We start from the raw sequence: 23604 nt of genomic DNA on the forward strand, positions 1-23604 counted from the left end.
GAGGGAACGGCGCGGCGGCATGCCGATGCGCGCCGCTCCCTGTCGGGATCAGACGAGATCGAAGCGATCGGCGTTCATGACCTTGGTCCAGGCGGCGACGAAGTCGGCGACGAAGCGGGCCTTGGCATCGTCGCTGGCATAGACCTCGGCCAGCGCCCGCAGCTGGGAGTTGGAGCCGAACACCAGGTCGGCGCGGGTGCCGGTCCACTTCACCTCGCCCGTGGCGCGGTCGCGGCCCTCGAACACGTCCTCGGCCGCCGAGGTCGCCTTCCAGGCCGTGCCCATGTCGAGCAGGTTGACGAAGAAGTCGGTGGTCAGCACCCCCGGCCGGTCGGTCAGCACGCCATGCTGGCTGCCGCCGGCATTGGCGCCGAGCACCCGAAGGCCGCCGACCAGCACCGTCAGTTCCGGCGCCGTCAGGCCCAGGAGCTGGGCCCTGTCGACCAGCAGTCCCTCGGCCGGCACGCTGTAGGTCGTCTTCAGATAGTTGCGGAAGCCGTCCGCCACCGGCTCGAGCACGGCAAAGGATTCCACATCCGTCTGCTCCTGGCTCGCATCGGTGCGGCCCGGCGCGAAGGGCACCGCCACGTCCTGCCCGGCCTGCCTGGCCGCCTGCTCGACCGCGGCATTGCCGCCCAGCACGATCAGATCGGCCAGCGAGACCTTCCTGCCATCGGCCTGCGCCGCGTTGAAGCCCTGCTGGATCTCCTCCAGCACACCGAGCACCTTGGCCAGCTGCGCCGGCTGGTTGACCTCCCAGTCCTTCTGCGGCGCCAGGCGGATGCGCGCACCATTGGCCCCGCCCCTTTTGTCGGAGCCGCGGAAGGTCGAGGCCGAAGCCCAGGCGGTGGAGACCAGCTCGGCGGTCGACAGGCCCGAGGCCAGGATCCTGGCCTTGAGATCGGCCGCGTCCTTGTCGTCGATCAGGCCATGGTCGACGACCGGCAGCGGATCCTGCCAGATCAGCTCCTCGGCCGGAACCTCCGGGCCGAGATAGCGGGCGCGCGGGCCCATGTCGCGATGGGTCAGCTTGAACCAGGCCCGGGCGAAGGCATCGGCGAAGGCTTCCGGGTTCTCGAAGAAATGCCGGGAGATCTTCTCATAGGCCGGGTCGAAGCGCAGCGCCAGGTCCGTGGTCAGCATCGAGGGGGCATGGCGCTTGGAGCGGTCATGCGCATCCGGCACCGAGCCGGCACCCGCCCCATGCTTGGGCTGCCACTGATGGGCACCGGCCGGGCTCTTGGTCAGCTCCCAGTCATAGCCGAACAGGTTCCAGAAGAAGTTGTTGCTCCATTTGGTCGGCGTCGAGGTCCAGGTCACCTCGAGCCCCGAGCCGATGGTGTCGCCCCCCTTGCCGCTGCCGAACTGGTTGTGCCAGCCCAGGCCCTGCAGCTCGATGCCGGAGGCCTCCGGCTCCGGCCCGACATTGGCGGCATCGCCGGCACCATGGGTCTTGCCGAAGGTGTGGCCGCCGGCGATCAGCGCCACCGTCTCCTCGTCGTTCATCGCCATGCGGGCGAAGGTCTCGCGGATGTCGCGCGCCGCCGCCAGGGGATCGGGATTGCCGTTGGGGCCTTCCGGATTGACATAGATCAGGCCCATCTGCACGGCGGCCAGCGGGTTCTCCAGATTGCGGTCGCCGCTGTAGCGCTTGTCGTCGAGCCAGACGTTCTCGCTGCCCCAGTAGACGTCCTCTTCGGGCTCCCACACATCCTCGCGGCCGCCGGCAAAGCCGAAGGTCTTGAAGCCCATCGATTCCAGGGCGCAATTGCCGGTCAGGATCATCAAATCGGCCCAGGAGATCGCGTTGCCGTATTTGCGCTTGATCGGCCAGAGCAGGCGGCGGGCCTTGTCGAGATTGACGTTGTCGGGCCAGGAATTGAGCGGAGCGAAGCGCTGCTGGCCCGCACCCGCGCCGCCACGCCCGTCGCCGGTGCGGTAGGTGCCGGCGCTGTGCCAGGCCATGCGGATGAACAGCGGGCCGTAATGGCCGAAATCGGCCGGCCACCATTCCTGCGAATCCGTCATCAGCGCCAACAGGTCCCGCTTCAGCGCCGCCAGGTCGAGCTTCTTGAATTCCTGCGCATAGTCGAACGCCTTGCCCATCGGATTGGACAGGCTCGAATGCTGGTGCAGGATCTTCAGGTTCAGCTGGTTCGGCCACCAGTCACGGTTCGAACGAACCTCAAAGCCGGGACGCGCCCCATGCGCTACCGGGCACTTGCCGGTGTTCGGCGTATCGCTTCCGTCCATCATTTTCTCCGTATCTGCATCGCTCGAATGGGCGCGGGCCGGCGCAAGGCCGAACCTGGCCTGCCCGGACAAAGCGTGTCGCCTTGTCCGGGGTTTCGATGTGAAAGACCCTTGTCTATTTCGCTCGGGCGGCAGCGCCGTTCAGGCGCGGCCGAGTTTTTCGGCGCCGCCCCCGAGGGCCGGGCCGGCGGTCGGATCCTCGTCCTCGGCGAGATCGCCCACCAGGGTCTCCGTGGTGAGGATCAGCTTGGCGACCGAGGCGGCATTGCTCAGGGCAGCGCAGGTGACGCGAGCGGGATCGATGATGCCGGCCTCATACATGTTCTGGTATTCGCCGAGCGCGGCGTTGTAGCCGAAACCGCCATTGACGCTCGACACCTTCGCCACCACCGCCTCGGGATCCCCGCCGGCATTGGCGACGATGCGCCAGAGCGGGCGCGTCAGCACAGATTTCACCAGGCGGACGCCCGCTGCGACATCCCCGTCGAGCCTGGCAAGCAGGGGATCGAGCACCGGCCCGATCTGGGCCAGAGCCGAGCCCCCGCCGGCGACCACGCCCTCATCGAGCGCGGCCCGTACGGCAGAAAGGGAATCCTCGATCAATTGGATGGTACGCTTCTGCTCGACCGGCGTGACGCCGCCGGCATAGAGCACGGCCGTGCCGCCGGAGAGCTTGGCGAGACGCTCGCGCAATTTGTCCTGCTCGATATTGGGCGGCGCGTTCTCGAACTGATGCTGGACCTGGGTGCGGCGCGCGGCGATCGCCGCCTTGTCGCCGCCGCCATGGATGATCGCCGTATGGGTGGCGCTCGTGCGCACCCGTTCCGCGCTGCCGAGATCGGCGGCCTCGATCTGTTCGAGCCTGCCGCCGAGATCGCGGGCGATAACGCGCCCGCCGGTGATGATGGCCAGATCCTCCAGCAGCGCCTTGCGCCAATGGCCATATTCGGGCGGATGCACGATCAGATATCTGCCGGCGCCGCTACGCCCGAGCAGCGTCACGACCACCTCGGGCGAGACCTCCTCGGCCACGATCAGCAGCGGCCTGCCGGCCTTGTCGGCGATCGCGCGCGCGGCATCCAGCGAGGCGGGGTCCTTGATCTTCAGATCGGTCAGCAGGATCAGCGGGCGTTCCAGCACCGCCTGCATCTTCTCCACATCGGTGACCATGTGGTGGGAGATATAGCCGCGGTCGAAGGACATGCCCTCGACGACGTCGAGCGTAGTCTCGGTGGTGATGCTGAAATCGGTGGTGATGATGCCGTCGGCACCGACCTTCTCGAAAGCTTCGGCCACCAGGTTGCCGAGCCGGGCATCGGTGGCTGCGATATTGGCGACGGCCGCCAGGGCGCCATTCTCGCGAGCCGGGCGCGCACTGGATTTCAGCGACGACACCACGGCGTCGACGGCAAGGTCTATGCCCTTCACGAGGTCGACGGCCTTGGCGCCCTGCTCGTTGGCCTCGACGCCCTTCTGGACCAGGGCGTTGGCGAGAACGATGGCCGTGGTGGTGCCGTCGCCGGCGATCTCGTTGGTCTGCATCGAGACCTCGCGCACCACCTGCGCACCCATATTCTCGAAACGATCGCGCAATTCGATCTCCGAGGCGATGGAAACGCCGTCGCGCGTCACCATCGGCGTGCCGATCGGCCGGTCGATCATGGCATTCATGCCTTTGGGGCCGAGTGTCGGCTCTACGGCGGCTGCAAGCTGGTGGACGCCGCGGGCAAGGGCTCGGCGGGCGTGCGAATTGTGAAGCATCAATTTGGGCATGGCTCCTCCTTCCGCCCTCGCGGGCGGTTGTTGTCGGCCTCGGGCGGCGAGGCCTCGGTTCAGCTGTTGATGGCGGGCGTGTTCCCGGCGGCGGGCGGCACGCGGTCGAGGATGAAGTCGACCAGTGTCGGTTCGCCGTCCGTGAACTCGGCCTGCTTGTACCGGGTCTGCTTGAGTCCACGGCACAGGGCGCCGTTGAACTCCATGTTGATCCGCAGGCTGCGCAGGTCTCCCAGATAGGAGGCCAGCGTGGTAGCGGTGAGGGCAGTACCTTCCCAGGTCAGGAAGACGCCATCTCCGCGGCCGATATGGGGATGGCGCTCGAGCAGGGCCTGACGGTAGCGCGGCTTCTGGGCCACTGCGTCCTCTCCCGCGGGCTGCGTGGCATCGAAGGCTGGAAGATCCATGGCGAGGATGGCGTCGTCGCCGAGGCCGGCCTGCCGCAATCCCAGCAGCACGGCTTCCTGACGCCGCTTATAGGCCTTGGCACGAAAGGTCTCGCGCAGGGCCGTGAGATCGAGATCCCCCGTCATCTCTCCGAAGACCTGGCCGAAGCTCTTGCCCGCCGCGATGCCTCGATTGACCTCGTCGGCGAACATGTGATCTTGCAGCTGGATCCGATAGGCTGGCTTCCAGGACAGCGCCTCGAGCGCCTCGCGCACGCCATCGAGCATCAGGAAGGCGAAGTTGGGCGAGCACCAATAGGTGGGCAGCCTGAATTCAACCTCCACCGACGCATTGTCCAGGATCTCGGCGCGCTCGACGAAGCCCATATTGGTGACGGGCTCGTCGAGTTCTGGGTCGTTGACCTCGGACAGCCGCCGCCAGAGTTCGGCCTGGCGGCGACCGCGGAGCGCAGCGCTCATCATGCGCTTCACTCCGCCGCGATCGACAGGGGCGCCTTGGCCAGGGCCGCCTTCTTGGCCGCGATGTCGATGTCGTAGAGACGCGCCGCGTTGAGGCCCAAGATCTTCTCCTTGATCTCGGGGGTGAGATCGACCCCGCGCTCGCGCTTGATGTCCTCGGGCAGTTCGAAGGCCCAGAATTTCTCGACCAGCCACCGCGGTGTCCAGATCGCGTAGTCGGAGCCGAACAGGATCTTGTCCGGGCCGAGCCAGAACAGGAGCTCGGCGATCACCTCGGCGAAATAGCGTGGGCGCGAATGGATGAAGGGCAGGGCGACGGCAAGGCCGCCATAGACATTGGTTTCCTGTACGGCGATCCAGCAGAAATCGTCCAGGCGAGGCAGGCCGCAATGCTCGACGATCCAGTTCAGGTTCTGGAAGTCGGTGGCCGCGTCGTCGACGTCGCCCACGTTGAAGGCGTCTTTGCTGAGCGGGATGATCGTCGGGCCCTTGTGGACGTGGACGTTGCGGATGCCGAGCTTCTCGCACAGTTCGAAGCAGCGATAGGCGTTGGGATCGGTCAGCTTCCACCCGCGGGAATCCCCATGCCACTCGGCCGTGTACATCTTCACGCCCTTGATGTCGTAGGTCTCCTTCATGAAGTGGATATATTCGAGCGCGGCCTCGCCGTCGCGCGGATCGAAGGAGCCGTTGACGATGAAGCGCTCGGGATAGCGCTTGGCCATCTCGGCATTGCGCTCGAGCGTGTTGAAGCCCTGCTTGTAGAAATCCTTCAGATAGGTCGACTGCACGATGGCGACATCGTCAGGACCGTCGACGAACAGGTCGCGATAGAGGTCGTCGGCGCTGTATTTCTCGAACTTCTCCTTCGGCCAGAGCTGCTCCTTGGGGCTGAGCGCCGTGTGATAGGCATAGAAGCACTCCACGAACTGCTTGCCGTGAATGTTGCGCTGGTTTTCGGGGCTGCCGTCCCAGAAATGGGTGTGGCCATCAACGACGAAAATTTCCTTGCCTTCGGGCGTGATATACATGGCTTCCTCCGTTGGTATTTCGCTCTAAGCTTCTGTTGCAACTCGATTGTTCGACTGTTCCGTGAGATCAGGTTGAGGGTGCCGCGGCTCCGCGAGGCGTGTGGAGGGGTGGCAGCCGAGCCATCCGCGCGGTGCGCAACGGGCATCCCGCACATCCCTCGGATGCAGCGCCGCTGCAGGCGCGGTCGTCCCGCGCCGCTTCCGCATCTTCCGGACCGGCGCTTGGCTTGCCCCTCGGCCCACCCATTCTCGCGGTCGGGATGCCGGCTTCGGAACAGGGGCCATATGAAGCATCGAGCATGGTTCTCTCTCCCATCGCTGCCGTTGCGGCATGTGTTCCTCAGGTCGTGATGGCGACCTTCAGCACGCCGTCGCGCTGATTGGCGAAGAGGTCGTAGGCCTCCTCGATCTGGTCGAGCTTGAAGCGGTGCGTGACCAGCCCGCCCAGATCGACCCGCCCTGAACTGACGACATCGAGCATGCGGCGCATGCGTTCCTTGCCGCCCGGGCACAGCGAGGTGCGGATCGATTTCTCGCCGAGGCCGGCGGCGAAGGCATCGAGCGGGATCTTCAAGTCCGACGAGTAGACGCCGAGGCTCGAGAGCACGCCGCCGGGCCGGAGGACGCGCAGGGCGGCCTCGAAGGTTGCCTGCGTGCCGAGCGCCTCGATCGCCACGTCGACGCCGCGCCCGTCGGTCAGGCGCATGATGGCTTCGACGGGATCCTCCTGCTTGAAGTCCACCACGATGTCGGCGCCCAGGCGCTTGGCCATGGCCAGGCGGGCGGGCACCGTGTCGACGGCGATGATGGTGGTCGCGCCCATCAGCCTGGCGCCGGCCGTGGCACACAGGCCGATCGGTCCCTGCGCGAAGACGGCAACGACATCGCCGATCCGGATGCCGCCGGTTTCGGCGCCGGCAAAGCCGGTCGACATGATGTCTGGGCACATCAGGACCTGTTCGTCGCTCACCTCGTCCGGAATGGGCGCGAGATTGGCCATGGCGTCGGGCACGCAGACGAATTCGGCCTGGCAGCCATCGATGGTGTTGCCGAATTTCCAGCCACCGATGGCCTTCCAGCCATGCTTGGTGCCGGCGCCATCCTGAGAACCGCAGCCGCACAGGCAGGCATGGCTCCAGCCCGAGGGGGTGATGGCGCCGGCGACGACGCGCTGTCCTTCCTTGAACCCGCGTACCGACGAGCCGAGCTTTTCGATCACGCCGACCGGTTCATGGCCGATGGTCAGGCCCTTGGCCACGGGATATTCCCCCTTCAGGATATGAACGTCCGTTCCGCAGATCGTCGTGGTCGTGACGCGGATCAGGGCATCGGCGGGGCCGATCTCGGGGATGGGCTTGTCATCGAGGACGATGCGTCCCTTCTCGACAAAGATCGCGGCCTTCATTTTGCTTGGCATGACTGGCTACTCGTTTTCGGCTCTGCATGGGCGGGAACGGGCGATACGCCGCTGCGTATCGCCCAAGACTTGCCGTCGCGCTCAGATGTATTCGAAGACCTCGTCCATGTTGCCGAACAGGATCACGGTGTTGTCGTCGACCCTGACCATGCGGCCGTAATGGGTGGAGGTATTGACTTCGAAGATCTCCGCCGTCATCTCGCGGCCGAGATATTCGCTGATCTCGTCCATCTTGAAGATCAGCTTGCCGTCGCCGTCGATGCGGATCAGCGCGGGCTGATAGGTGACGATCACACCCTCCTTCTTGCCCATGAATTCTGCGATGGCGCGGGCCTCCACCGAGTCGTTCATGGTGACCCCGCACTGGTGCGAGATGGTCTGCTCGAAGGTGATGTCCTTCATCGACTTGAAGATATTGGCGTGCGAGGAATCGCGGGCTGCCGTGGACATGGTCGTTTCTCCCTTTGGATGGTTGCCGGCCGGTCAGTCGTCGAGGCCGAGTTCGCGCAGGATCTGGCCGATCCGCTCCTGCGAGACGGCGCGGACATCCTCGAACGAGACGGGCTTGGAATGCGGCATCGACCAGATCGGCTGCAGGCCCAGCGCTGCCTTGTCGGCGAGGGCGCGGTGCTTCTTCAGCCAGCCCTTGAACAGCTGACGGTTGGCCGCGGCATGCTTCTCGTCATGGGCGAGCAGGTAGATCAGGTCGATGGTATTGGCGAGATTGCGCTCATAGTCGGCTTCGGCGGCCGAGATCACCGGCGGGGTGATGAAGTCGTGGTTGGCGGCCGCCACCTGCATCAGGAAGCCCGAACGGAAGAGTTCGCCCACGAGCGGCTCGAACACGATATTGATGGCGAAATACTGCTCCAGATAGTCTTCCGCGCCCATGATGGTCTCGATGGCTTCGCGGGTGCCCTGCCAGGTGCCGTCTTCCAGCCAGGTCTTCTTGCCGAGCTCGTCGTTCCAGCCGGGAATATCCATGCCGATCTCGGCCAGATAGAGCGTGATGTCCTGCGCCAGGCGCAGCTTGTAGGAAGAGTTGGTCAGCGTGGCGTTGTTGATCATCTGGGTGTAGCCGTAGCGCTGGGCCTGCATCAGCGAGGTGCCCAGTCCGAATTCGGCGTGCTTCCACGCACCCAGATGGTGCTGCAGGATGCTGACCCAGACCTTATCGAAGCTCTTGGGCGCGCCGGACTTGCGGCCATTGGCGATCACGCTCTGTACCATCGTCTCGATCTTGGACTGGCGTTGATAGTGGGTGCGCTCCCACTCCTGGTCGGGCGCCCGGAAGGCATGCCAGTTCGAGCTCTGCGCCAGCGTGTTGCCCTTGACATAGGCGCCATTGCCGTCGGCGAAATTGATGATCCAGTTCTGGATCAGATAGCGCTCCGGATCGGGCTGCACGTCGACCGTGACGTCCTCGTAATGGGTGGCGCGCTGCCCCCTGGGATCGAAATAGCGGTATTTGCGGCTGTCGGAATCGGCGAAGATCGCTGCACCGGCTGCGCCGGACCCGACCGAACTCGAAATGGCAGGCATGGTATTCACTCCCTGGTTGTGGTGCGTTTCGACGATCCGCCCGAGGGCGGCTCTTAGTGGCCGGGCGAGGTTGCGCCCGACGAGGTGGTGAACTTGTCGAAGAAGATGTGCTCGACCTCGAAGCCGTTCATGAACAGCACGGGCTGCAATGCATCGATCATGGGGGGAGGGCCGCAGGCATAGACGTCGCCCTGCCCATCGATGGCGAGTTCCTTGAGCTTGGCGCCCACGCTCTCATGCACGAAGCCGCGTTCACCCTGCCAGGTGCCGTCTTCTCCGGCATGCGAGAGCACGGGGATGAACTGCACCTCCGGATAGCGCTCGACCAAGGCCGAGATCCGGTCGAGATGGAACAGGTCGTCCTGCGTGCGGGCGCCGTAGAAGAAGTAGACCGGCCTTTGCTCGCCGCTGGCCAGGTGGTCGTTGAGGATCGACCAGACTGGCGACATGCCCGACCCGGCGCCGACCAGGATCAGGGGTCCTTGGCGTTCTTCACGTCGGAAGCAGGTGCCATAGGGGCCGACGATGGCGACTTCGGCTCCGACCCGGATTCCGCCGGCGTCGAGTTCCCCGGAGAATCGTCCCTCAGGGTACTTCTTGATGATGAATGAGAGTTTCTGGGTTTCGTCCGGCGTATTTGCCATGGAAAACGAGCGCGTAAGCGTCTCCCCTTTTTCCGTGGTGACTGTGATGTCGACATATTGGCCGGCCCAGAATTTCATCGGGGAACTGAGCGTGATCTCGATGCCGCGAATATCGTGGGTGAGGCGTTCGATTTTCTCGATGCGGCCCTGATAACTCTTCACGGCGATCGATTTGGACAGGACTTCCTCGTCATAGTTGAGGAGTTCGACTTCCATGTCCGAATAGGCGATCGAGCGGCACAGAAGGATGTGGCCGCTATCCTTCTCCATGTCGTTCAACGCAAAGGTCGAGTATTTCAGCATGTCGACTTCGCCGTCGAGCAAGACGCATTTGCAGGCCGAGCATTGCCCTTCCTTGCAGCCGTGCGGCAGCGCGATGCCCTGACGAAAGGCTGCGTTCAGCACGGTCTCGCCGTCCTCAACTTCAAATTCGACGCCGACGGGTTCCAGGCGCACAGTGTGGGCCACGCTCATCGGTCCTTCCTCCAAGACTGTCCCGTGCCCCCTCCCGGTGAAGAGAGGGGGCGTGATCCTTTCGCTTGCAGAAGCCGCCGGGCGGCGTCCGCGAAGCGGCAGGTTCAGTGGCAGGGGTTGATGGTGAAGCCGGCGCGATACTCAGCCAGATGCTTCTCGCGATCGGCGGGAGTCATCTCACGCAGCAGCGTCAGCGGCGACAGGATGGTGTGGCCCTTGACGTCGTCGAGCGTCCACATTTCCTTGGCATCGAAGCGCAGATGCGGCTGCGGGATCAGGGTTTCGCCGTCCGAGCGCACGAAGTTGAGATCCTTCATGGCCTCGGCGAGATCCCAGCCGTGATACAGCGTCTCCCATTCGCGCTTGCCGCTGAAGCGGCCCATCGCCGGGGTCGGACGTCCCTGGTACTCGTCGGAGAAGGCCTCCACCGCCGTCCAGCGATCGAGTTCATGCGCGAAGGTGTGCAGCTTGCCGTCGATTTCGTCGACGACCATGTCCTCGCGGATCAGGCAGGGAACCAGGCAACTCCAGCAGCGATGCGGATAGACGTAGCCCACCTGTTCGTTGAAGGTGAGGATCTTCTCGCCGCGGTGGCTCAGCTTGTCGTGCCATTTCCAGAATTCGCCGAACTGTGCATACCAGCCCGGATATTTATGCTCGAACCACTCGAAGTCCTTGTCCGTCTGGGCTTCGATGCGCCAGAAATTGAGCGGCCAGCCGACGGTGAAGAACTGGGCCACCTTGTGGACGTAGAATTTCTCGGTGATGCGCTTCCAGGCTTCCTGAACGTCGTCGTGATGGATCTTGATGCCGTATTTTTCCAACGGCAGCATATAGGTGCGGTAGTAGTCCTCGAAGATCCAGCGGTGCCACATCTCCGCATAGGATTCCTTGTTCTTGTCGCGGTTGGTGGTGCCGTATTCGATGAAGGTGCCGATGGCGGCGTCGACGATGGCGTGGTTCTGCCAGAAGGCATAACGCAGGTCGCGCTCGAGCAGCAGGTGGTTTTCGGGCTCCTTGAGGGCGGCCATCAGCAGGGAGTGGCCATTGCCGATATGGCGGCTCTCGTCCGACTGCACCGAAAGGAACACGGTCGGCAGGGCATAGTCGCCATTGCGGGCGGCCTCCGAGGGCATGGCCACGAACAGCGTGTTGGTGAAGGCGGTTTCGGCGACGACGGTCAGGTACATGCAGGCCGCGGTCATGGTATCGCCGGTGATGAAACCTTCACCGAACTGGCGGCCGATCGTGGTGGCATAGCATTTGCCGAAGGCCTCTTCGGTGATGTCGAAGCCGGCCGGATCGATATAGTTCTCCATGTACCACTTCTTCAGGTTCATCTGAATGGTGGAATGGCGGAACTCGTCGACCATCTGCATGGTGAAGCCGGTGCGCAGGTCCTCGCCGGGCGCAAGCCTCGCCACCATCGCCATCGAGCGGGCGGCCGAGATTTCCGGGAAGGGGATGATGGCGAGGAAGAGTTTCATCCACTCCACCCAGCGCGGCTCGACATTGCGGAACATGTCGCCGCGCAAGGCGGCATCGAGCGCACCATAGACGCGGTTGTCCTTTTCCTCCTGCATCGGGAAATAGGAACGCAGCACCTGCTTCATCGGATCGCGCGGCGCTTTGCTGATCTTGTAGTCCGTCGGGAAGGTCATCGCTTCCTGGACATAGGTCGGGTTCCAGCCGAGATCGGATATCTTCTTGGTCGCCTCGCCGACGGAAATGCCGCGCTGCGAGGTTATCTTGTTGAGCGTCAAAGACGTCATAGCCATGAGCCTCCACCAGATTGCGCCACGAACCCCCATGGTTCGGGCGGGGAGCGGCAGGTATCGCCGCCGATGAGTGCGGGCGGCCGGTTCAGGGGACATGGCGTGCCACCATCCGGCTGCTCGAGTGGATCACGGCAAAGGTGTCTGGAGTGGTTCTGAACGCCTGGTGCGCAAGGCATGCGCGCCATGGCATTCCGACCTTGGGTTCCCCATTCCTTCGTTCTTTTGGCATCGCGCCGAAACGCGATGGGCTTCTTATGGAGAATGATGCAGCAAGGACCGTGCCAACTCACGACAAGCTCTAAATTGTGCAGCTTTAGGCGCCCTGGGTAGCATCGATATTCGCATGGGTCCTATTGGTGTAACATAACGTTACAGCTGTAATTTACAAATGTAACGCTATTTATCTATTTTGATATTTAACATATTTATTGATATTATTGACAGGTGAACTTATAGACAACTTAATCTCGTGGGTTATCCTGTCGGTATTATGACAACCCAACCATTCGGGGTCATGCCGATGTCTTCTCCCGACAATCCTCGATCGCCATCGGCTTTCGATGGGCCTGATGACAGCGAGGTCATCACGGACCTGCTGCGGCTGATGCCGCGCGACCTGATCTTTTCCATGCGCTTTCTGGGCGAAAGCCAGCTGCGCCTGCAGCGCCATTTCCACGACTTCATGATCGCCGAGCTGACATTGGCGGGGATTACGGCGGAAACCCATCCTTTGCTCCATGCCTTCGTGGAACGGCATGCCATCACGCTGCGCGATTTCGTCTTTTCGGGCGTTTCCCTGTCCCGGCAGTTTCGGGTGGAGGACATCGAACGCCTGACCGGCGACACCACCTCCCTGTTGCGTGTCGATATCTGGGACCAGCTCAGGAGCCATGTGGAAGCCGCTCAGCGCCAATTCAAAGCCCAACTGCCGGAGCTGCCGGCCTTGTTGTCCGGCTGGGAAAAGCCCAAGGCGGCCAAGGAAGAGAGGCGACAATGACCGCAGCAAATCCCAAGCACCAGGATCTGCTGGCGCGCCGGCTCGAATTGGTTGCCGGCTTGTCCGCGCTCAATGCGCAAGCCCTCAAGCTCACCCAGCTCCTTGCCGGCCTCGGGATGGAAGTGCTGCGCCTCGAGCTGGCATTGAAGCAGGCGCCGGCTGAAGGGGAGTTGGCGCGGGAATTGCTAGACGAACTGCGAACGGCGCACGAAAGCGCCGAAGCCGAGAGCGGCCGGCAAAGCCAATGTGCCGGACGCATCAAAACAGCCGAGCAGGAAATCGAGGCGCTCGATCGCCTGCTCCAGCAGGCAATGGAGCGGGAGGGGAGGACATCATGAACCAGCAAAGCAGACAGAACCCGACGCTGTTCGACCTGCTGGGACGCTGCTGGCAGCGACCTGCACCCGTCGCGGGCGTAAACTTCGATCGGCAGGGAGGTTCCGTCGCCTTTACGACCGCCGACGGAGCCATTGCCCTTGCTCCCGTGGCAGAAACGGAGGGACCGGAGAGCCGCATCCGGGTCAGCGGGGATCTCGGACAGACGAGGATCCTGCCGCGCACAAAGCCGCCGGCCCCCTTGACTGCGGTCGCAATGCAGGAAGGCGATGTTCCCCTCGTCGTTCCCTTCCATGCGGGTGGTTTCCTGGTCGGGACGGTCGATGGTGCGGTCAGGCCGGTTTCGGTACAAGGAGAGGTGCGCGAAGATTTCTTTCGCCTTGGCGGCCCCGTTCTGGCCCTCGATCATGCGGAGCAATCGGGCGTGACCGCCGTGTCGGACGGCAACGATCTGTACCTCCTGGACCAGGCGGCAAATGCCATCGCTCGCTCGCGGCCGGTGCTTCCCATTCCGGGGGCCCTCAAATTCTCGCCCGATGGCCGGCACCTGGCGGGATTGAGTGCGGACAATCTCGTCGTCATGGCGTTGGATCCGGCCTTGACGATCCAGCTGGTGGCAACGCTGCCTTCGCGGCCGACGGGTGTCCATTGGAACCGGCAGGCCGATCGCATTGCCTGCGGTCTGGAAATCGGCGGTCTTAGCGTCGTCGATGTTCCGCTTGGTCGGACCGACACCATCCTCGACTTTCCCGCACCGGTGCAAGACCTGGCCTGGGCGGCGGACGGGCAGTTGGTGGCATCGGGGGCCTATCGCATTGCAGCCTGGGGAACGGGTGCCGAGGCCGCCAGCCAGGCTTTGCTGACCGGCCATACCGGCCTGATCCTGGTGGAAGCTGTTGCCGCCCATCCCACGCGCGACCTGGTGGCGGCCGGCTATGCCGATGGCCGCATCGTGGTGGCGCGGCTCGGCGGGCGCGACGAACTCTTCGTGCGGCCGTTCGGCGCGGCCGTCACTGCGCTGGCCTGGTCGGCGGACGGGCGTCATCTCGCCGTCGGCGATGCGGAGGGCCAGGCCGCTCTCATCACCTTTCCGCCCCAGCTCTTCAAATAGGCGCAGCAGAGCGCCCATCACAGGAGGACGACATGCCGACAGAGCAGACCCGCGAGGAAGAGAGCAAGGATTTGTTCTTCCAGAAGCTGGAAACCCTCGCTCGCGAGATGATCGACACCCATGACAAGGATTTTGCCATGGGGGCGCTGATCCTGACGGCGCGCTGGATCGCCGAGGACCGGATCGTCAAGGTCGCAAAGGCGAGCTGAGACGATGGGAGAGGAGGCCGGAGCGACCCGGCCTCCCTCGGAGTGTCAGCCCTCCGGCGGGATCATCCCCCGGTAGAGCAGGCAGACGGTACGCAGGAGCGAGGCGAAATTGGGAGCGGCGCCGTGGCGCTCGAGGGCCTCCTCGTAAAGCACCGAAATCAGCCGGGAGGTCGAAAGCCCTTCCCGACGGGCCATTTCGTCGAGGACCTGCCAGAACGCCTCCTCCAGCCTCACCGTCGTCGAATGCCCGGCGATACGCATCGATCGGCTCGCCTTGCGAAAATGGAGCGGGCTCTGGCTCGTGAGGACCTTGCACATGGCGCGCCCTTTCAGCCTTGACGCCGCCCTCCCGCCGCCCCGCTCGTCCGGGCGCGGCAAGGGGAGGGGCCGACCTCCACCGATCGGGAGGAGGCCGGTGCTTTTCTCGTCACGGAATGAGGACAGCGCGACCATGGATCCTGCCGGCGTTGAGATCCTGGAGAGCCTTGTTGGCATCGGCCAACCGGTATTCCACCGTGGTCAGCTCGACCAGGCCTCGATCGGCCAGGGCCATCAGTTCGACGAGCTCGGCCCAGGTTCCGACCAGATTGCCGATGATGTTCTTTTCCGTGATGACCATGTCGACGGTGGGGACCCGGATGTCCTCGCCATAGCCGACGACATAATAGCTGCCGGCCGATCGGGTCATGGCGAGGCCCTTGGCCGTCGTGCCCTTCTCGCCGACGAAGTCGATCACGGCTTCGGCGCCGGCGCCACCGGTGAGTGCGAGCACGGCCTCCACCTCGTTGCCGTCTGCCTTCACCAGCTTGTCGGCTCCGATCTTGCCCGCCAACGCCAGGGAGGCGTCGGACTTGTCGACCACGATGACGTCGGCGGCACACATGGCCTTGAGGCATTGGATGCCGATATGGCCGAGGCCGCCGGCACCGATCACCACGCAGCTTTCCCCGGGCAGGAGGTGGCGCGTCGCTTTCTTGGCGGCGCGATAGGCGGTCAAGCCGGCATCGGCATAGGGCGCGACTTCCTTGGGCGCGAGTGTCTTGGGAAGCGGCACGATATTGCGTTCGGAGGTGCACAGGAACTCCGCATAGCCGCCGTTGCAGTCGAGCCCCGGAAAGCGGCCCGGGCCGTGCATGTCCATGCCGCGGCGGCAGGCCAGGCAGGTGCCGCCCGAGATCTTGGGATGGACGATGACGGGATCCCCGACCTTGATGCCTTCGACCTCCTTGCCGACCGCTTCGACCCAACCGGCATTTTCGTGCCCCATGATCAGTGGGAGCAGCTGGTCGCCGCTCGGGTCCATATGTGGGCGCCAGACGCCCTCGATGATGTGGAGATCGGTGCGGCATACACCCGCTCCGCCGATCCGCACGATGACGTCGTTCGACTTTTCGATCCTGGGATCGGGAACCTCCTGAAGATCGACCCACTGGCCGGCCCTCAGATCGTCGTCATAGCGGGTGAGCACTTGCGCCTTCATTGTCATTTCCTCCGCGAGCGCGGTCTTGTCCACGCTTCGACGGAACGGCAGCAATCCTCGTGCCAGAATGAATATATTAGGTTTTTCAAGGTGCTGCTTGAATTTCATCGAGCCGTTTGTGTCGCCAAACTGAACAGTTATGCGGGCGGTGTGTCCAATCGGCGTACAGATCTCCCAGGCAATGGCGTTGCCGGCCGGGCTGTCGAAATCGAGGAGTAGATCATGCAGATCCTGTCGGGAATGGACCGGGCCCGAAATGCCCTCGAGCGCGGTGATCGCCTGCCCGGCGGCACCTTGCCGGTGCCGATCGCCGAAAGCTGGCAGCGTTGCAGGGATCTGGGTCTCGATCCGCGTCTCCAGCCCCGCGGTGAGGTGGTGCCATTTGCGGCGGTGACGCGTCGGCGCCAGAAAATGGAGGGCCTGCGCCGGCTGGCTCTTGCCGAGATGCAGGTTCTCTATGCTCAGATCGCCGGCTCCAATCTGATGATCGCGCTGGCGGATGCGAGCGGCATGGTGCTCGACACCATCAGCGATCAGGCCTTCACGGAGAGCGTGGCAGGGCGCTCCATCCTTCCCGGCAGCCTGTGGGATGAGGCCCGGCGGGGCACCAACGCCCTCGGGCTGGCCAGTGACAGCAGCCAGCCGGTCGGCGTTTTCGGCCGGGAGCATTACTTTACCTGCCACGCCCATTTGAGCTGCATGGCGGCGCCCATCCTGGACTCGCATGGCCAGGTCCTGGGATTGCTCGATGCATCCTGCGCCAACGAGGCGCGGCAGCAGCATACGCATGCGCTGGTGCGCATGGCCGCGGCCCAGATCGAGAACGGGCTGATCTTCCAGGAATGCGCGGACAACTTCATCCTGGCCTTCCATCCGCGCGCGGAATATCTCGATACGCTCTCGGCAGGGCTGCTGGCTCTTTCGCGGGACGGTGTGGTCACGGCGCTCAACCGTCCCGGTTCCGCCTTGTTGTCCGGGCTGCCGACCGGCGCCGGTGTGAGTTTCGACACGCTGTTCGAGATGCCTTTTGCCAGGGCACTGGATGGCCTTCTGCGCGGGGGCGTCTTCCCCATACGCGATGCGGCCGGCAGTCAGGTCCTGATGGTCTGCCGCCAGATCGCTCCCGGGCTAACGGTTCGCAATCTGCGCCGGGAACCGCAGGCGATGCAGCATGGCAGGGCCGGACCCATGCCGGAGTTCGTCTGTGCGGACGAGACGTTGAAGGCCGCGATGGCCGACATCGGGCAAGCCGTCGCCATGGGCATGCCCGTTCATCTCACCGGTGAGACGGGCACCGGCAAGGAATTGATGGCGCGCCATATCCATGCGGTGAGCGGCCGGCGCGGGGAGTTCGTTGCCGTCAATTGCGGTGCCTTGGCCGAACAGCTTTTCGTCGCAGAGATCTTCGGCCATGAGCAGGGCGCCTTCACCAATGCCCGTGCGGAGGGATCGATCGGGCTGGCGCGGCAGGCCGATGGGGGGACGTTGTTCCTCGACGAAGTCGCCGATGTTCCCCTGTCCGCCCAGACGGCTTTACTGCGTTTTCTCGATGCCATGGAAGTACGGCCTGTCGGGGGGCTGAAGATCCACAAGGTCGATGTCCAGATCATCTCCGCCACCAACCGCGATCTGGAGGCGATGGTGGCGGAGCGATCTTTCCGGGCCGACCTGCTCTACCGTCTCAACGGCCTCGTCCTGCATCTGCCGCCGCTGGCGGCCCGCACCGACTTTGTGCTCGTGGTCAAGCACCTGCTGCAGGAACTGGCCCCGGGAATGGCGATCACCGATGCCGCCATCGCGAGGCTGGCTCAACGCGAATGGCCCGGCAATATCCGCGAGCTTCGCAGCGCCCTCCAGCGCCTGCTCATGCGCCAACGGGGACCATTCGTCGACGAGACCTGCTTCGTCGATGGGTCGGAGGACGTGGGTGATGCCTGCCCGGCTTGCCGGGACCGTGGTCTGGCGCGCCGGGTCTGTCAGGAGATCAGGACGACATATCGCTCCTGCCGAAACGTCACGCATACGGCACGCGCTCTGGGACTGTCGCGAACCACGATATACAAGCATTTGTGAGCCGCTTGCGGGGTGACCCAAGTTCGACGCGCGCCCTGCGCATCGACCTATCGACGAGATCGCTTAGCGGCTGACAATCAGCGGCCTGGCCTGGCTCGATTCCAGGATCCACTCCAATGCCGAGCTGCTCCGGCCGACGTAAATCGTCGCCTCGATCATAATTTCGTCACTTCGGGCTGAATCATGTCTCCCGGGGTTGGCTAATGCGGCTACCCGTAATCTTGGCGCTTCGGTGCGCCGGTTTTCGAGCTGGCTGTGTCCCACGCTCCATCTTCCCAACGACTCCGAGCGCGCCGTCGCGCTCCCGATAGAAGGGAGAATCACATGGCTTTAGCATCCCGATCGAACGTAGCGACCATTGACGAGATCACCACCGACGCAACGGTCGAAGCCCTGAACGCTGCCCTGTCGCACCATGGCATTACCCCGGATCGCATCGTCGCCGTACACTACCTCGACGGCGTTTATGTCGCGAATGGACCGGGGCCGCGATTTCGAGTGCTCTTCTGGATCTAGGGCGCCGGCGCTGATCACGGAACTGGATGCGGTGTTTCGGGCCGCCGAAAAAAGCTCCCGGGCTGTTGGTGATCGCCGGCTGGCCATCGCCGCGCAAGGGCGAATTGTCGGCTGCTGCAGGCCGGGTCCATTCTCGGGGTCATAGCGCCAGAACCTTCCTGAGGGTTTCGAGCCTTTCCATCGCAACCACGCCGTCCTGAATGCTCGGAGCCGGCGTGTCTTCCCCCCTGAGCGCCGGAACGACGTCGGCGAGGAGTGCGTGGTAGCCCTTGAAATCCTCGTTGGCGGCGGCGGTGAAATTAGGTTTCCAGGTGAGGCTGTCCTGGCTGTCGGTGAGGGTTGCCGCTGCATCGGCGGTCTTGAAAGGGGGATCGCGGTGCCAACGCACCTCCACCACGTCTTCGATTTCCAGGCGTTGATGATCCCCCATCACTTCGATGCGCTCGACGGGCGTGCCCCGCGACTGGATCGTGCCCATCGCGATGGTGCCGATGGCGCCGCAATCGAAGTCCAGGGCGATATGGAACAGCACCCGACCCGGTGTCTTCTCCACCTTGCGGGCCGTCAGGCCGGTGACGGGCGAGACGAGGTGGGAGACGAGATCCATATAGTGCACGCAGTGGTGCAGGAAGAAACCGGTGTAGTCGACATTGCCGGCAAAATAGCCAGGCGCGGTCATGTAGTAGCCGGTGAGACCGAGCACGGGGCCGAACCGGCCGGACTTCAGGATGTTGTGCGCGATCTTGTTGCCCACCGAATAGCGTTTCATGAAACCGAGGAGCAGCGGCTTGCCGGCTTTCTCGGACGCTTGACGCAACAGGCGGGCCCCCTCGGCCGAACCTGAAGGAGGCTTTTCCATGAAAACGGGCAGGCCGTGCTCCAGTGCGGCCTTGCCGAAGGCCAGGTGCTGGTCGGGGCCGACGGCCATGCCGACGGCATCGATGCCGGGCGTACGGATCAGCTCCATCGCATCGGTGAGCAGTGTCGAGACGCCGAACTGGCGGCCGGCATCGGCCAGGCGTTTGCCGTCGATGTCGCAAAGGGCTGCAATCTTCACGTCATGGCGCAGGAGCTGCGGCAGCAGCATCTGGGTGGCGTGCACGCCGCAACCGATCCAGCCAATATTCAAGGTCATCTGCGAAATTCCGTCAGCGAGATATGGGAGCGGATGAAGGAGGCGGAGGCGGCGAGGCGCTCGCTCTCGTCCTCATGCGGCGCGCGCCATTGCGCCAGGGGCACGCCGAAGCGATCATCGTTGCGCCGGAAGGGTTCGAGCGAGACAGGCCCGCTATAGTCGATGTCATGAAGGGCACGGCAGACGTCGACCCAGTCCGTGGCCCCGGTTCCCGGAAAGCCGCGATGATTTTCATTGGCCTGGAAATGCACGAGGAGAGACCCGGCAAGGCGGATGGCTTCCGAGATGGAGGCTTCCTCCATATGCATGTGGAAGGTGTCGAGCATCAGCCGCACGGCGAGGTGATCGACGGCCTGGAGCAACTCCATCGCCTGCTGCGTGGTGCACAACACGTCGCTTTCGAAACGGTTCAGGGGCTCGACAGCGAGGGTCACGCCAAGGCGAGCGGCATGATCGCCTGCTTCCCTCAGGCCGGTGACGCAGCGCTGCTTGCGGGCAAGGCGTTCGGTCTCGGATACCGGCTGGGGCGCACGGCCGGCAAAGACGAGCGGATTGCCGGTCAGGGGCCCGCCTACCAATGTCGCGCCAAGCGCGGCCGCGCAGTCGGCGGCATATTTCAAATAGTCGATGCCGGCACGATGGCTGGCCGCATCGTCCGAGGACAGGTTACGCTGCAGATTGACGCGAGCCGCCAACACCACCCCGAGACCGGCATCGGCCAGGGCCGCACGGGCCGCTGACAGATCCATTTCGCCGGGCTCGGGCACCAGGAGTTCGACGAAGTCGTAACCGAGCTCCTTCATGCGGGCGAAGAGGGGAAAGTGCTCGGCGGCAAAAGGCCGGGCATATTGCATCGATATCAGGCCGATAGGATTCATTGTTTGGCTTCACAGTTTGCAGAGGGCAGGCGCGGTGCTGGCTTCATCATCCCTTCACTGCTCCTTGGGTCAGGCCGCCAACCAGGCGTTTTTGCACGATGAGAAAGAGCAGAGTCGCAGGCAGGGCGCCGACCACGCCGCCGGCGGCGAGCAGCCCCCATTCGATCTGGTATTCGCCGATCAGGGTCTGGATCGCCACGGTCACCGTGCGTACGTTCTTGCCGCCCAGAGTGAGGGCGTAGAGATACTCGTTCCAGGCGGTGATGAAGATATAGATGCCGGTGGAGATGATGCCGGGCATGGCAAGCGGCAGCACCACCCGGCGCAGGGCCGCCAGGCGCGAGCAGCCGTCGATCATCGCCGCTTCGTCGAGGCTCCTGGGGATGGCTGCCACATAGCTCGTCAGCATCCACACCGCGAAGGGAATGGCGACGGTGGCGTTGGCCAGGATCAGGCTGAGATGGGTGTCGAGCAGGCCGAGCCGGCGCATCAGCACGAAAAGCGGCAGGATCAGCAGCACCACCGGGAACATGTTGACCAGCAGGAACTGCAGCATGATCGCCCTGCGCCCGAGGAAGCGGAAGCGCGAGAAGGCATAGGCGGCCGTAACCGAGACGCCGAGGCCGACGACCACGGTGCCGAGGGCGATGATCAGGCTGTGGCCCATATTGCCGAGGAAGGAGGTCTGCTCGAACAGGCGGGTGTAATTGTCGAAGCTCCAGCCGATGGGCGACAGCGAAACCCCGCTTGCCGCAATGCGCTCGGACGGCGTGAGCGAGGTCAGTATCATCCAGGCGAAGGGCCCGAGTGCGAAGAGCACGATCGCTGCCACCGGCAGGTCGGTGGTGAGAATGCGCCGGAGGGTCGACGGCTTGTTCATCGCTCGACCTCCTTCATGGTGCGGATGATGTAGATGGCGACGAAGGCGCCGAGCAGGATAGTGAAGGTCACCGCTATGGCCGTGCCATAGCCGAAATCGAGATTCTGGCGCGCCTTGATGAAGGCGTAGAGGGGCAAGGTGTGGGTCGCGTAGCCGGGACCGCCCCCCGTCATCACGAAGATGACGTCCATGGAGTTGGCGACCCAGATCACGCGAAGCAGCCCGGCGGTCGCCAGGACCGGAGCAATGCCGGGCAGGGTGACGTTGACGAACTGACGCCAGGGCGTCGCGCCGTCGATAGAGGCAGCCTCGTACTGGCTGCGCGGAATGCCTTGCAAGCCGGCGAGGATCATCACGGCAAAGAAGGGAAAGCCCTGCCAGGTGAGCGTGGCGATCACGGCATAGAGCGCGACATTGGGATCGGCGAGCCAGGGCACTGCGCTCTGGATCAGATGCACGCCGAGCAGCATGTCGTTGAGCACGCCGGTGTTGGGATCGTAGATCCAGCGCCACATCAAGGCGATGACAACGCTCGGCAGCGCCCAGGGGATGATGATCAGCGCGCGGGCAAGGCCGCGCCAGGGAAAATCGCGATTGAGCAGCAGGGCGGCAACCAGGCCGAGCCCCATCTGCAGCGGCACCGTGAGGCCGATCCAGATCACCGTGTGCCAGAGAGCCGTCCAGAACACCGGATCGGCGAACAGCTTGATGTAGTTGCTCAAGCCGACGAATCTGGCGGCATTGGGCTTCCACAGCACCAGATCGAACAGGCTCGTATAGACGGCCTCGATCATCGGGACGAAGACGACGACAAACACCACCAGCAAGGCCGGCGTCAGCAGGGCATAGGGCATCAGCCGCGTCCGCAGGGGGACCGCGAATTCCCGATCGAGTTCGGAGGTGGACGAGTGCAGCGACATGGCCCGACGCAATGGTGAGAGGGGAGAAAGGGGCTCTCTGTGCGGCGCACAGAAAGCCCGGTGCCCTTACCTAGTTTGCAAACAGCGTCTGCAATTGCTGCATCATCTGCTCGGGCGTCGCTGCGCCTGTCAGGGCCTGCTGCATGTTGGTCTGCCAGGCCGTGTTGACGAATTCGGTCGTGGCCGGGGTCTGCGGCAGCACCGAGGCGAAGGGCAGCGACTGCACGGTGGCATCCACGAAACGCCGCTGGTGCAGCGTCCAGTTGGCCGAGCCCGACTTGGTCACCGTCATCTGGCCGGTGGCCTTGTTGAACTCGACATTGTTCTGTCCCTCCGCCAGGAAGGAGATCCATTTCCAGGCGGCGTCCTTCGCCTGCGAGGAGGAAAAGACCGCCAGCGATTCATCGCCATAGGAGGTCCACTGCTTGCCGTTGCAGGCCGGGGCGGGTACCGCCGAGACCTTGTCGCCCAGGGCTTTGACGAGGTCGTTGGACGAGCCGACATGGTGGATGGTCATCGCGGTCTTGCCGGCCTTGAAGGCTGCGATGATTTCCTGGAAGCCGTCGTTGGGCGCGGAGGGCGGAATCGACTTGTCCTCCCGGAACATGTCGACCAGCCATTTGTTGGCGGCAATCGCTTCCGGCGTGGTCAGGCCGCCCGGCTCGAGCTTGGCGCCCCTGGAAAAGACGAAAGTGCCCCACTGGTCCCAGCCGCCCTTGCCGCCGCGCAGACCGAAGCCATAGGTCTCCGGCGCCTTGGTGAGTTTCTTGGCGTCTTCGCGGAACTCGTCGCAGGTCTTGGGCGGCTCCAACCCCGCGGCTTTGAACAGGTCAGCGCGATAATAAAGATAGAGAACGACATATTGGATCGGCAGATAATATTGCTTGCCGTCCGGCCCCTTGTTGAGGTTGAGGAGATTGTCGAGCAGGTCCGCCTTGCCGGGCCAGGCATCGATGCGGTCGCCGATCGGCTCCAGGGCTCCCATCTCGACGAGGCGGGGCTGGGCGAACAGCTTCACCATGGCGGCATCGGGTGCATTGCCGCCGACGATCGCCGTGTAGAGATTGTCGTAATAGGAGTTCCACGGCACGTTTTCGGCTTCGACCTTGATGCCGGGATTGGCTGCCTCGAACTTCTTGATGAGATCGTCCATCGGGTTGGCCGGATTGTCGAAATGATACCAGAAGCGCACGGTCTGCGCCTTGGCGGCCCCGAGCATCATGCTGGCGCTCAGGGCGCAGGCGACGCCGAGTGCCTTCAGCGTTTTCTTCAGTCCTGTTCTCATCGTCTC

The 23604-nt window shown here is 63.8% G+C and carries 22 protein-coding genes; 6 read left to right on the forward strand and 16 right to left on the reverse strand.

The genetic code is table 11. From position 1 onward, the window contains the following. Positions 1 to 48: 48 nt before the first annotated feature. The 9 genes from katG to ACIGJE_RS27310 all read right to left on the reverse strand — a co-directional run bounded on the left by katG (position 49) and on the right by ACIGJE_RS27310 (position 11778). The gene (gene katG / locus ACIGJE_RS27270) at positions 49 to 2256 is read right to left on the reverse strand and encodes a catalase/peroxidase HPI (RefSeq protein ID WP_483680927.1); all 2208 of its coding nucleotides are present in this window, start codon (positions 2254 to 2256) and stop codon (positions 49 to 51) included. Between the two features lie 138 nt (positions 2257 to 2394). Then, positions 2395 to 4026 carry a chaperonin GroEL gene (groEL, locus tag ACIGJE_RS27275; protein ID WP_483680929.1) on the reverse strand — a complete coding sequence of 544 codons (1632 nt, stop codon included), beginning with the start codon at positions 4024 to 4026 and terminating at the stop codon, positions 2395 to 2397. A 59-nt stretch (positions 4027 to 4085) separates the two neighbouring features. Next, positions 4086 to 4895 (reverse strand): iron-sulfur cluster assembly protein, encoded by an 810-nt coding sequence (locus ACIGJE_RS27280; RefSeq protein ID WP_483680931.1) that lies wholly within the window; start codon positions 4893 to 4895, stop codon positions 4086 to 4088. Between the two features lie 5 nt (positions 4896 to 4900). Continuing rightward, positions 4901 to 5923: an amidohydrolase family protein gene (locus tag ACIGJE_RS27285; protein ID WP_068297695.1), complete on the reverse strand. Its 1023-nt coding sequence runs from the start codon at positions 5921 to 5923 to the stop codon at positions 4901 to 4903. A gap of 340 nt (positions 5924 to 6263) precedes the next feature. Further along, the gene (locus ACIGJE_RS27290) at positions 6264 to 7340 is read right to left on the reverse strand and encodes an NAD(P)-dependent alcohol dehydrogenase (protein WP_311943324.1); all 1077 of its coding nucleotides are present in this window, start codon (positions 7338 to 7340) and stop codon (positions 6264 to 6266) included. An 81-nt stretch (positions 7341 to 7421) separates the two neighbouring features. Next, positions 7422 to 7790: an MmoB/DmpM family protein gene (locus ACIGJE_RS27295; RefSeq protein ID WP_149250175.1), complete on the reverse strand. Its 369-nt coding sequence runs from the start codon at positions 7788 to 7790 to the stop codon at positions 7422 to 7424. A 33-nt stretch (positions 7791 to 7823) separates the two neighbouring features. Then, positions 7824 to 8882 carry an aromatic/alkene monooxygenase hydroxylase subunit beta gene (locus ACIGJE_RS27300; protein ID WP_415086981.1) on the reverse strand — a complete coding sequence of 353 codons (1059 nt, stop codon included), beginning with the start codon at positions 8880 to 8882 and terminating at the stop codon, positions 7824 to 7826. Positions 8883 to 8935: 53 nt separating this feature from the next. After that, complete coding sequence (locus tag ACIGJE_RS27305; protein ID WP_415086983.1) at positions 8936 to 10000, reverse strand: NADH:ubiquinone reductase (Na(+)-transporting) subunit F; 1065 nt, start codon at positions 9998 to 10000, stop codon at positions 8936 to 8938. A 104-nt stretch (positions 10001 to 10104) separates the two neighbouring features. Beyond that, entirely contained in the window at positions 10105 to 11778 is a 1674-nt protein-coding gene (locus tag ACIGJE_RS27310; protein WP_376717757.1) for an aromatic/alkene/methane monooxygenase hydroxylase/oxygenase subunit alpha, read from the reverse strand. A 520-nt stretch (positions 11779 to 12298) separates the two neighbouring features. On the opposite strand from ACIGJE_RS27310, the gene ACIGJE_RS27315 reads away from it, so the two are divergent. The 4 genes from ACIGJE_RS27315 to ACIGJE_RS27330 are packed head-to-tail and all read left to right on the forward strand — an operon-like array spanning position 12299 to position 14431. Next, positions 12299 to 12775 carry a hypothetical protein gene (locus ACIGJE_RS27315; RefSeq protein ID WP_367626760.1) on the forward strand — a complete coding sequence of 159 codons (477 nt, stop codon included), beginning with the start codon at positions 12299 to 12301 and terminating at the stop codon, positions 12773 to 12775. Further along, entirely contained in the window at positions 12772 to 13113 is a 342-nt protein-coding gene (locus ACIGJE_RS27320) for a hypothetical protein (RefSeq protein ID WP_415086985.1), read from the forward strand. Before ACIGJE_RS27315 ends, ACIGJE_RS27320 begins: the two co-directional genes overlap by 4 nt. Next, complete coding sequence (locus ACIGJE_RS27325) at positions 13110 to 14222, forward strand: WD40 domain-containing protein (protein WP_311943336.1); 1113 nt, start codon at positions 13110 to 13112, stop codon at positions 14220 to 14222. The genes ACIGJE_RS27320 and ACIGJE_RS27325 overlap by 4 nt, the downstream gene beginning before the upstream one ends. Positions 14223 to 14254: 32 nt before the next feature. After that, positions 14255 to 14431 (forward strand): hypothetical protein, encoded by a 177-nt coding sequence (locus tag ACIGJE_RS27330; protein WP_311943337.1) that lies wholly within the window; start codon positions 14255 to 14257, stop codon positions 14429 to 14431. A gap of 45 nt (positions 14432 to 14476) precedes the next feature. Here the strand turns inward: ACIGJE_RS27330 and ACIGJE_RS27335 are convergent, their stop codons facing one another. Next, entirely contained in the window at positions 14477 to 14692 is a 216-nt protein-coding gene (locus ACIGJE_RS27335; RefSeq protein ID WP_311943339.1) for a ribbon-helix-helix domain-containing protein, read from the reverse strand. 166 nt (positions 14693 to 14858) lie between these two features. Next, positions 14859 to 15911 (reverse strand): NAD(P)-dependent alcohol dehydrogenase, encoded by a 1053-nt coding sequence (locus ACIGJE_RS27340; RefSeq protein ID WP_367626763.1) that lies wholly within the window; start codon positions 15909 to 15911, stop codon positions 14859 to 14861. A 222-nt stretch (positions 15912 to 16133) separates the two neighbouring features. On the opposite strand from ACIGJE_RS27340, the gene ACIGJE_RS27345 reads away from it, so the two are divergent. Next, entirely contained in the window at positions 16134 to 17984 is a 1851-nt protein-coding gene (locus tag ACIGJE_RS27345; RefSeq protein ID WP_483680934.1) for a sigma-54-dependent Fis family transcriptional regulator, read from the forward strand. Between the two features lie 324 nt (positions 17985 to 18308). Then, positions 18309 to 18500: a hypothetical protein gene (locus tag ACIGJE_RS27350; protein ID WP_311943345.1), complete on the forward strand. Its 192-nt coding sequence runs from the start codon at positions 18309 to 18311 to the stop codon at positions 18498 to 18500. Between the two features lie 139 nt (positions 18501 to 18639). Here the strand turns inward: ACIGJE_RS27350 and ACIGJE_RS27355 are convergent, their stop codons facing one another. The 5 genes from ACIGJE_RS27355 to ACIGJE_RS27375 form a co-directional block, all read right to left on the reverse strand. Further along, the gene (locus ACIGJE_RS27355; RefSeq protein WP_394312900.1) at positions 18640 to 19635 is read right to left on the reverse strand and encodes a Gfo/Idh/MocA family protein; all 996 of its coding nucleotides are present in this window, start codon (positions 19633 to 19635) and stop codon (positions 18640 to 18642) included. Further along, positions 19632 to 20513 carry a sugar phosphate isomerase/epimerase family protein gene (locus ACIGJE_RS27360; RefSeq protein WP_483680936.1) on the reverse strand — a complete coding sequence of 294 codons (882 nt, stop codon included), beginning with the start codon at positions 20511 to 20513 and terminating at the stop codon, positions 19632 to 19634. The genes ACIGJE_RS27355 and ACIGJE_RS27360 overlap by 4 nt, the downstream gene beginning before the upstream one ends. Before the next feature lie 46 nt (positions 20514 to 20559). Further along, positions 20560 to 21393, reverse strand: coding sequence for a carbohydrate ABC transporter permease (locus ACIGJE_RS27365; protein ID WP_311943352.1), 834 nt, complete (start codon positions 21391 to 21393; stop codon positions 20560 to 20562). Next, positions 21390 to 22313 carry a carbohydrate ABC transporter permease gene (locus ACIGJE_RS27370; RefSeq protein WP_483680938.1) on the reverse strand — a complete coding sequence of 308 codons (924 nt, stop codon included), beginning with the start codon at positions 22311 to 22313 and terminating at the stop codon, positions 21390 to 21392. The genes ACIGJE_RS27365 and ACIGJE_RS27370 overlap by 4 nt, the downstream gene beginning before the upstream one ends. A gap of 70 nt (positions 22314 to 22383) precedes the next feature. Next, positions 22384 to 23598 (reverse strand): ABC transporter substrate-binding protein, encoded by a 1215-nt coding sequence (locus ACIGJE_RS27375; RefSeq protein ID WP_415086992.1) that lies wholly within the window; start codon positions 23596 to 23598, stop codon positions 22384 to 22386. Positions 23599 to 23604: the final 6 nt, after the last annotated feature.

Source organism: Labrys sp. E2SS-1L (assembly GCF_057073705.1).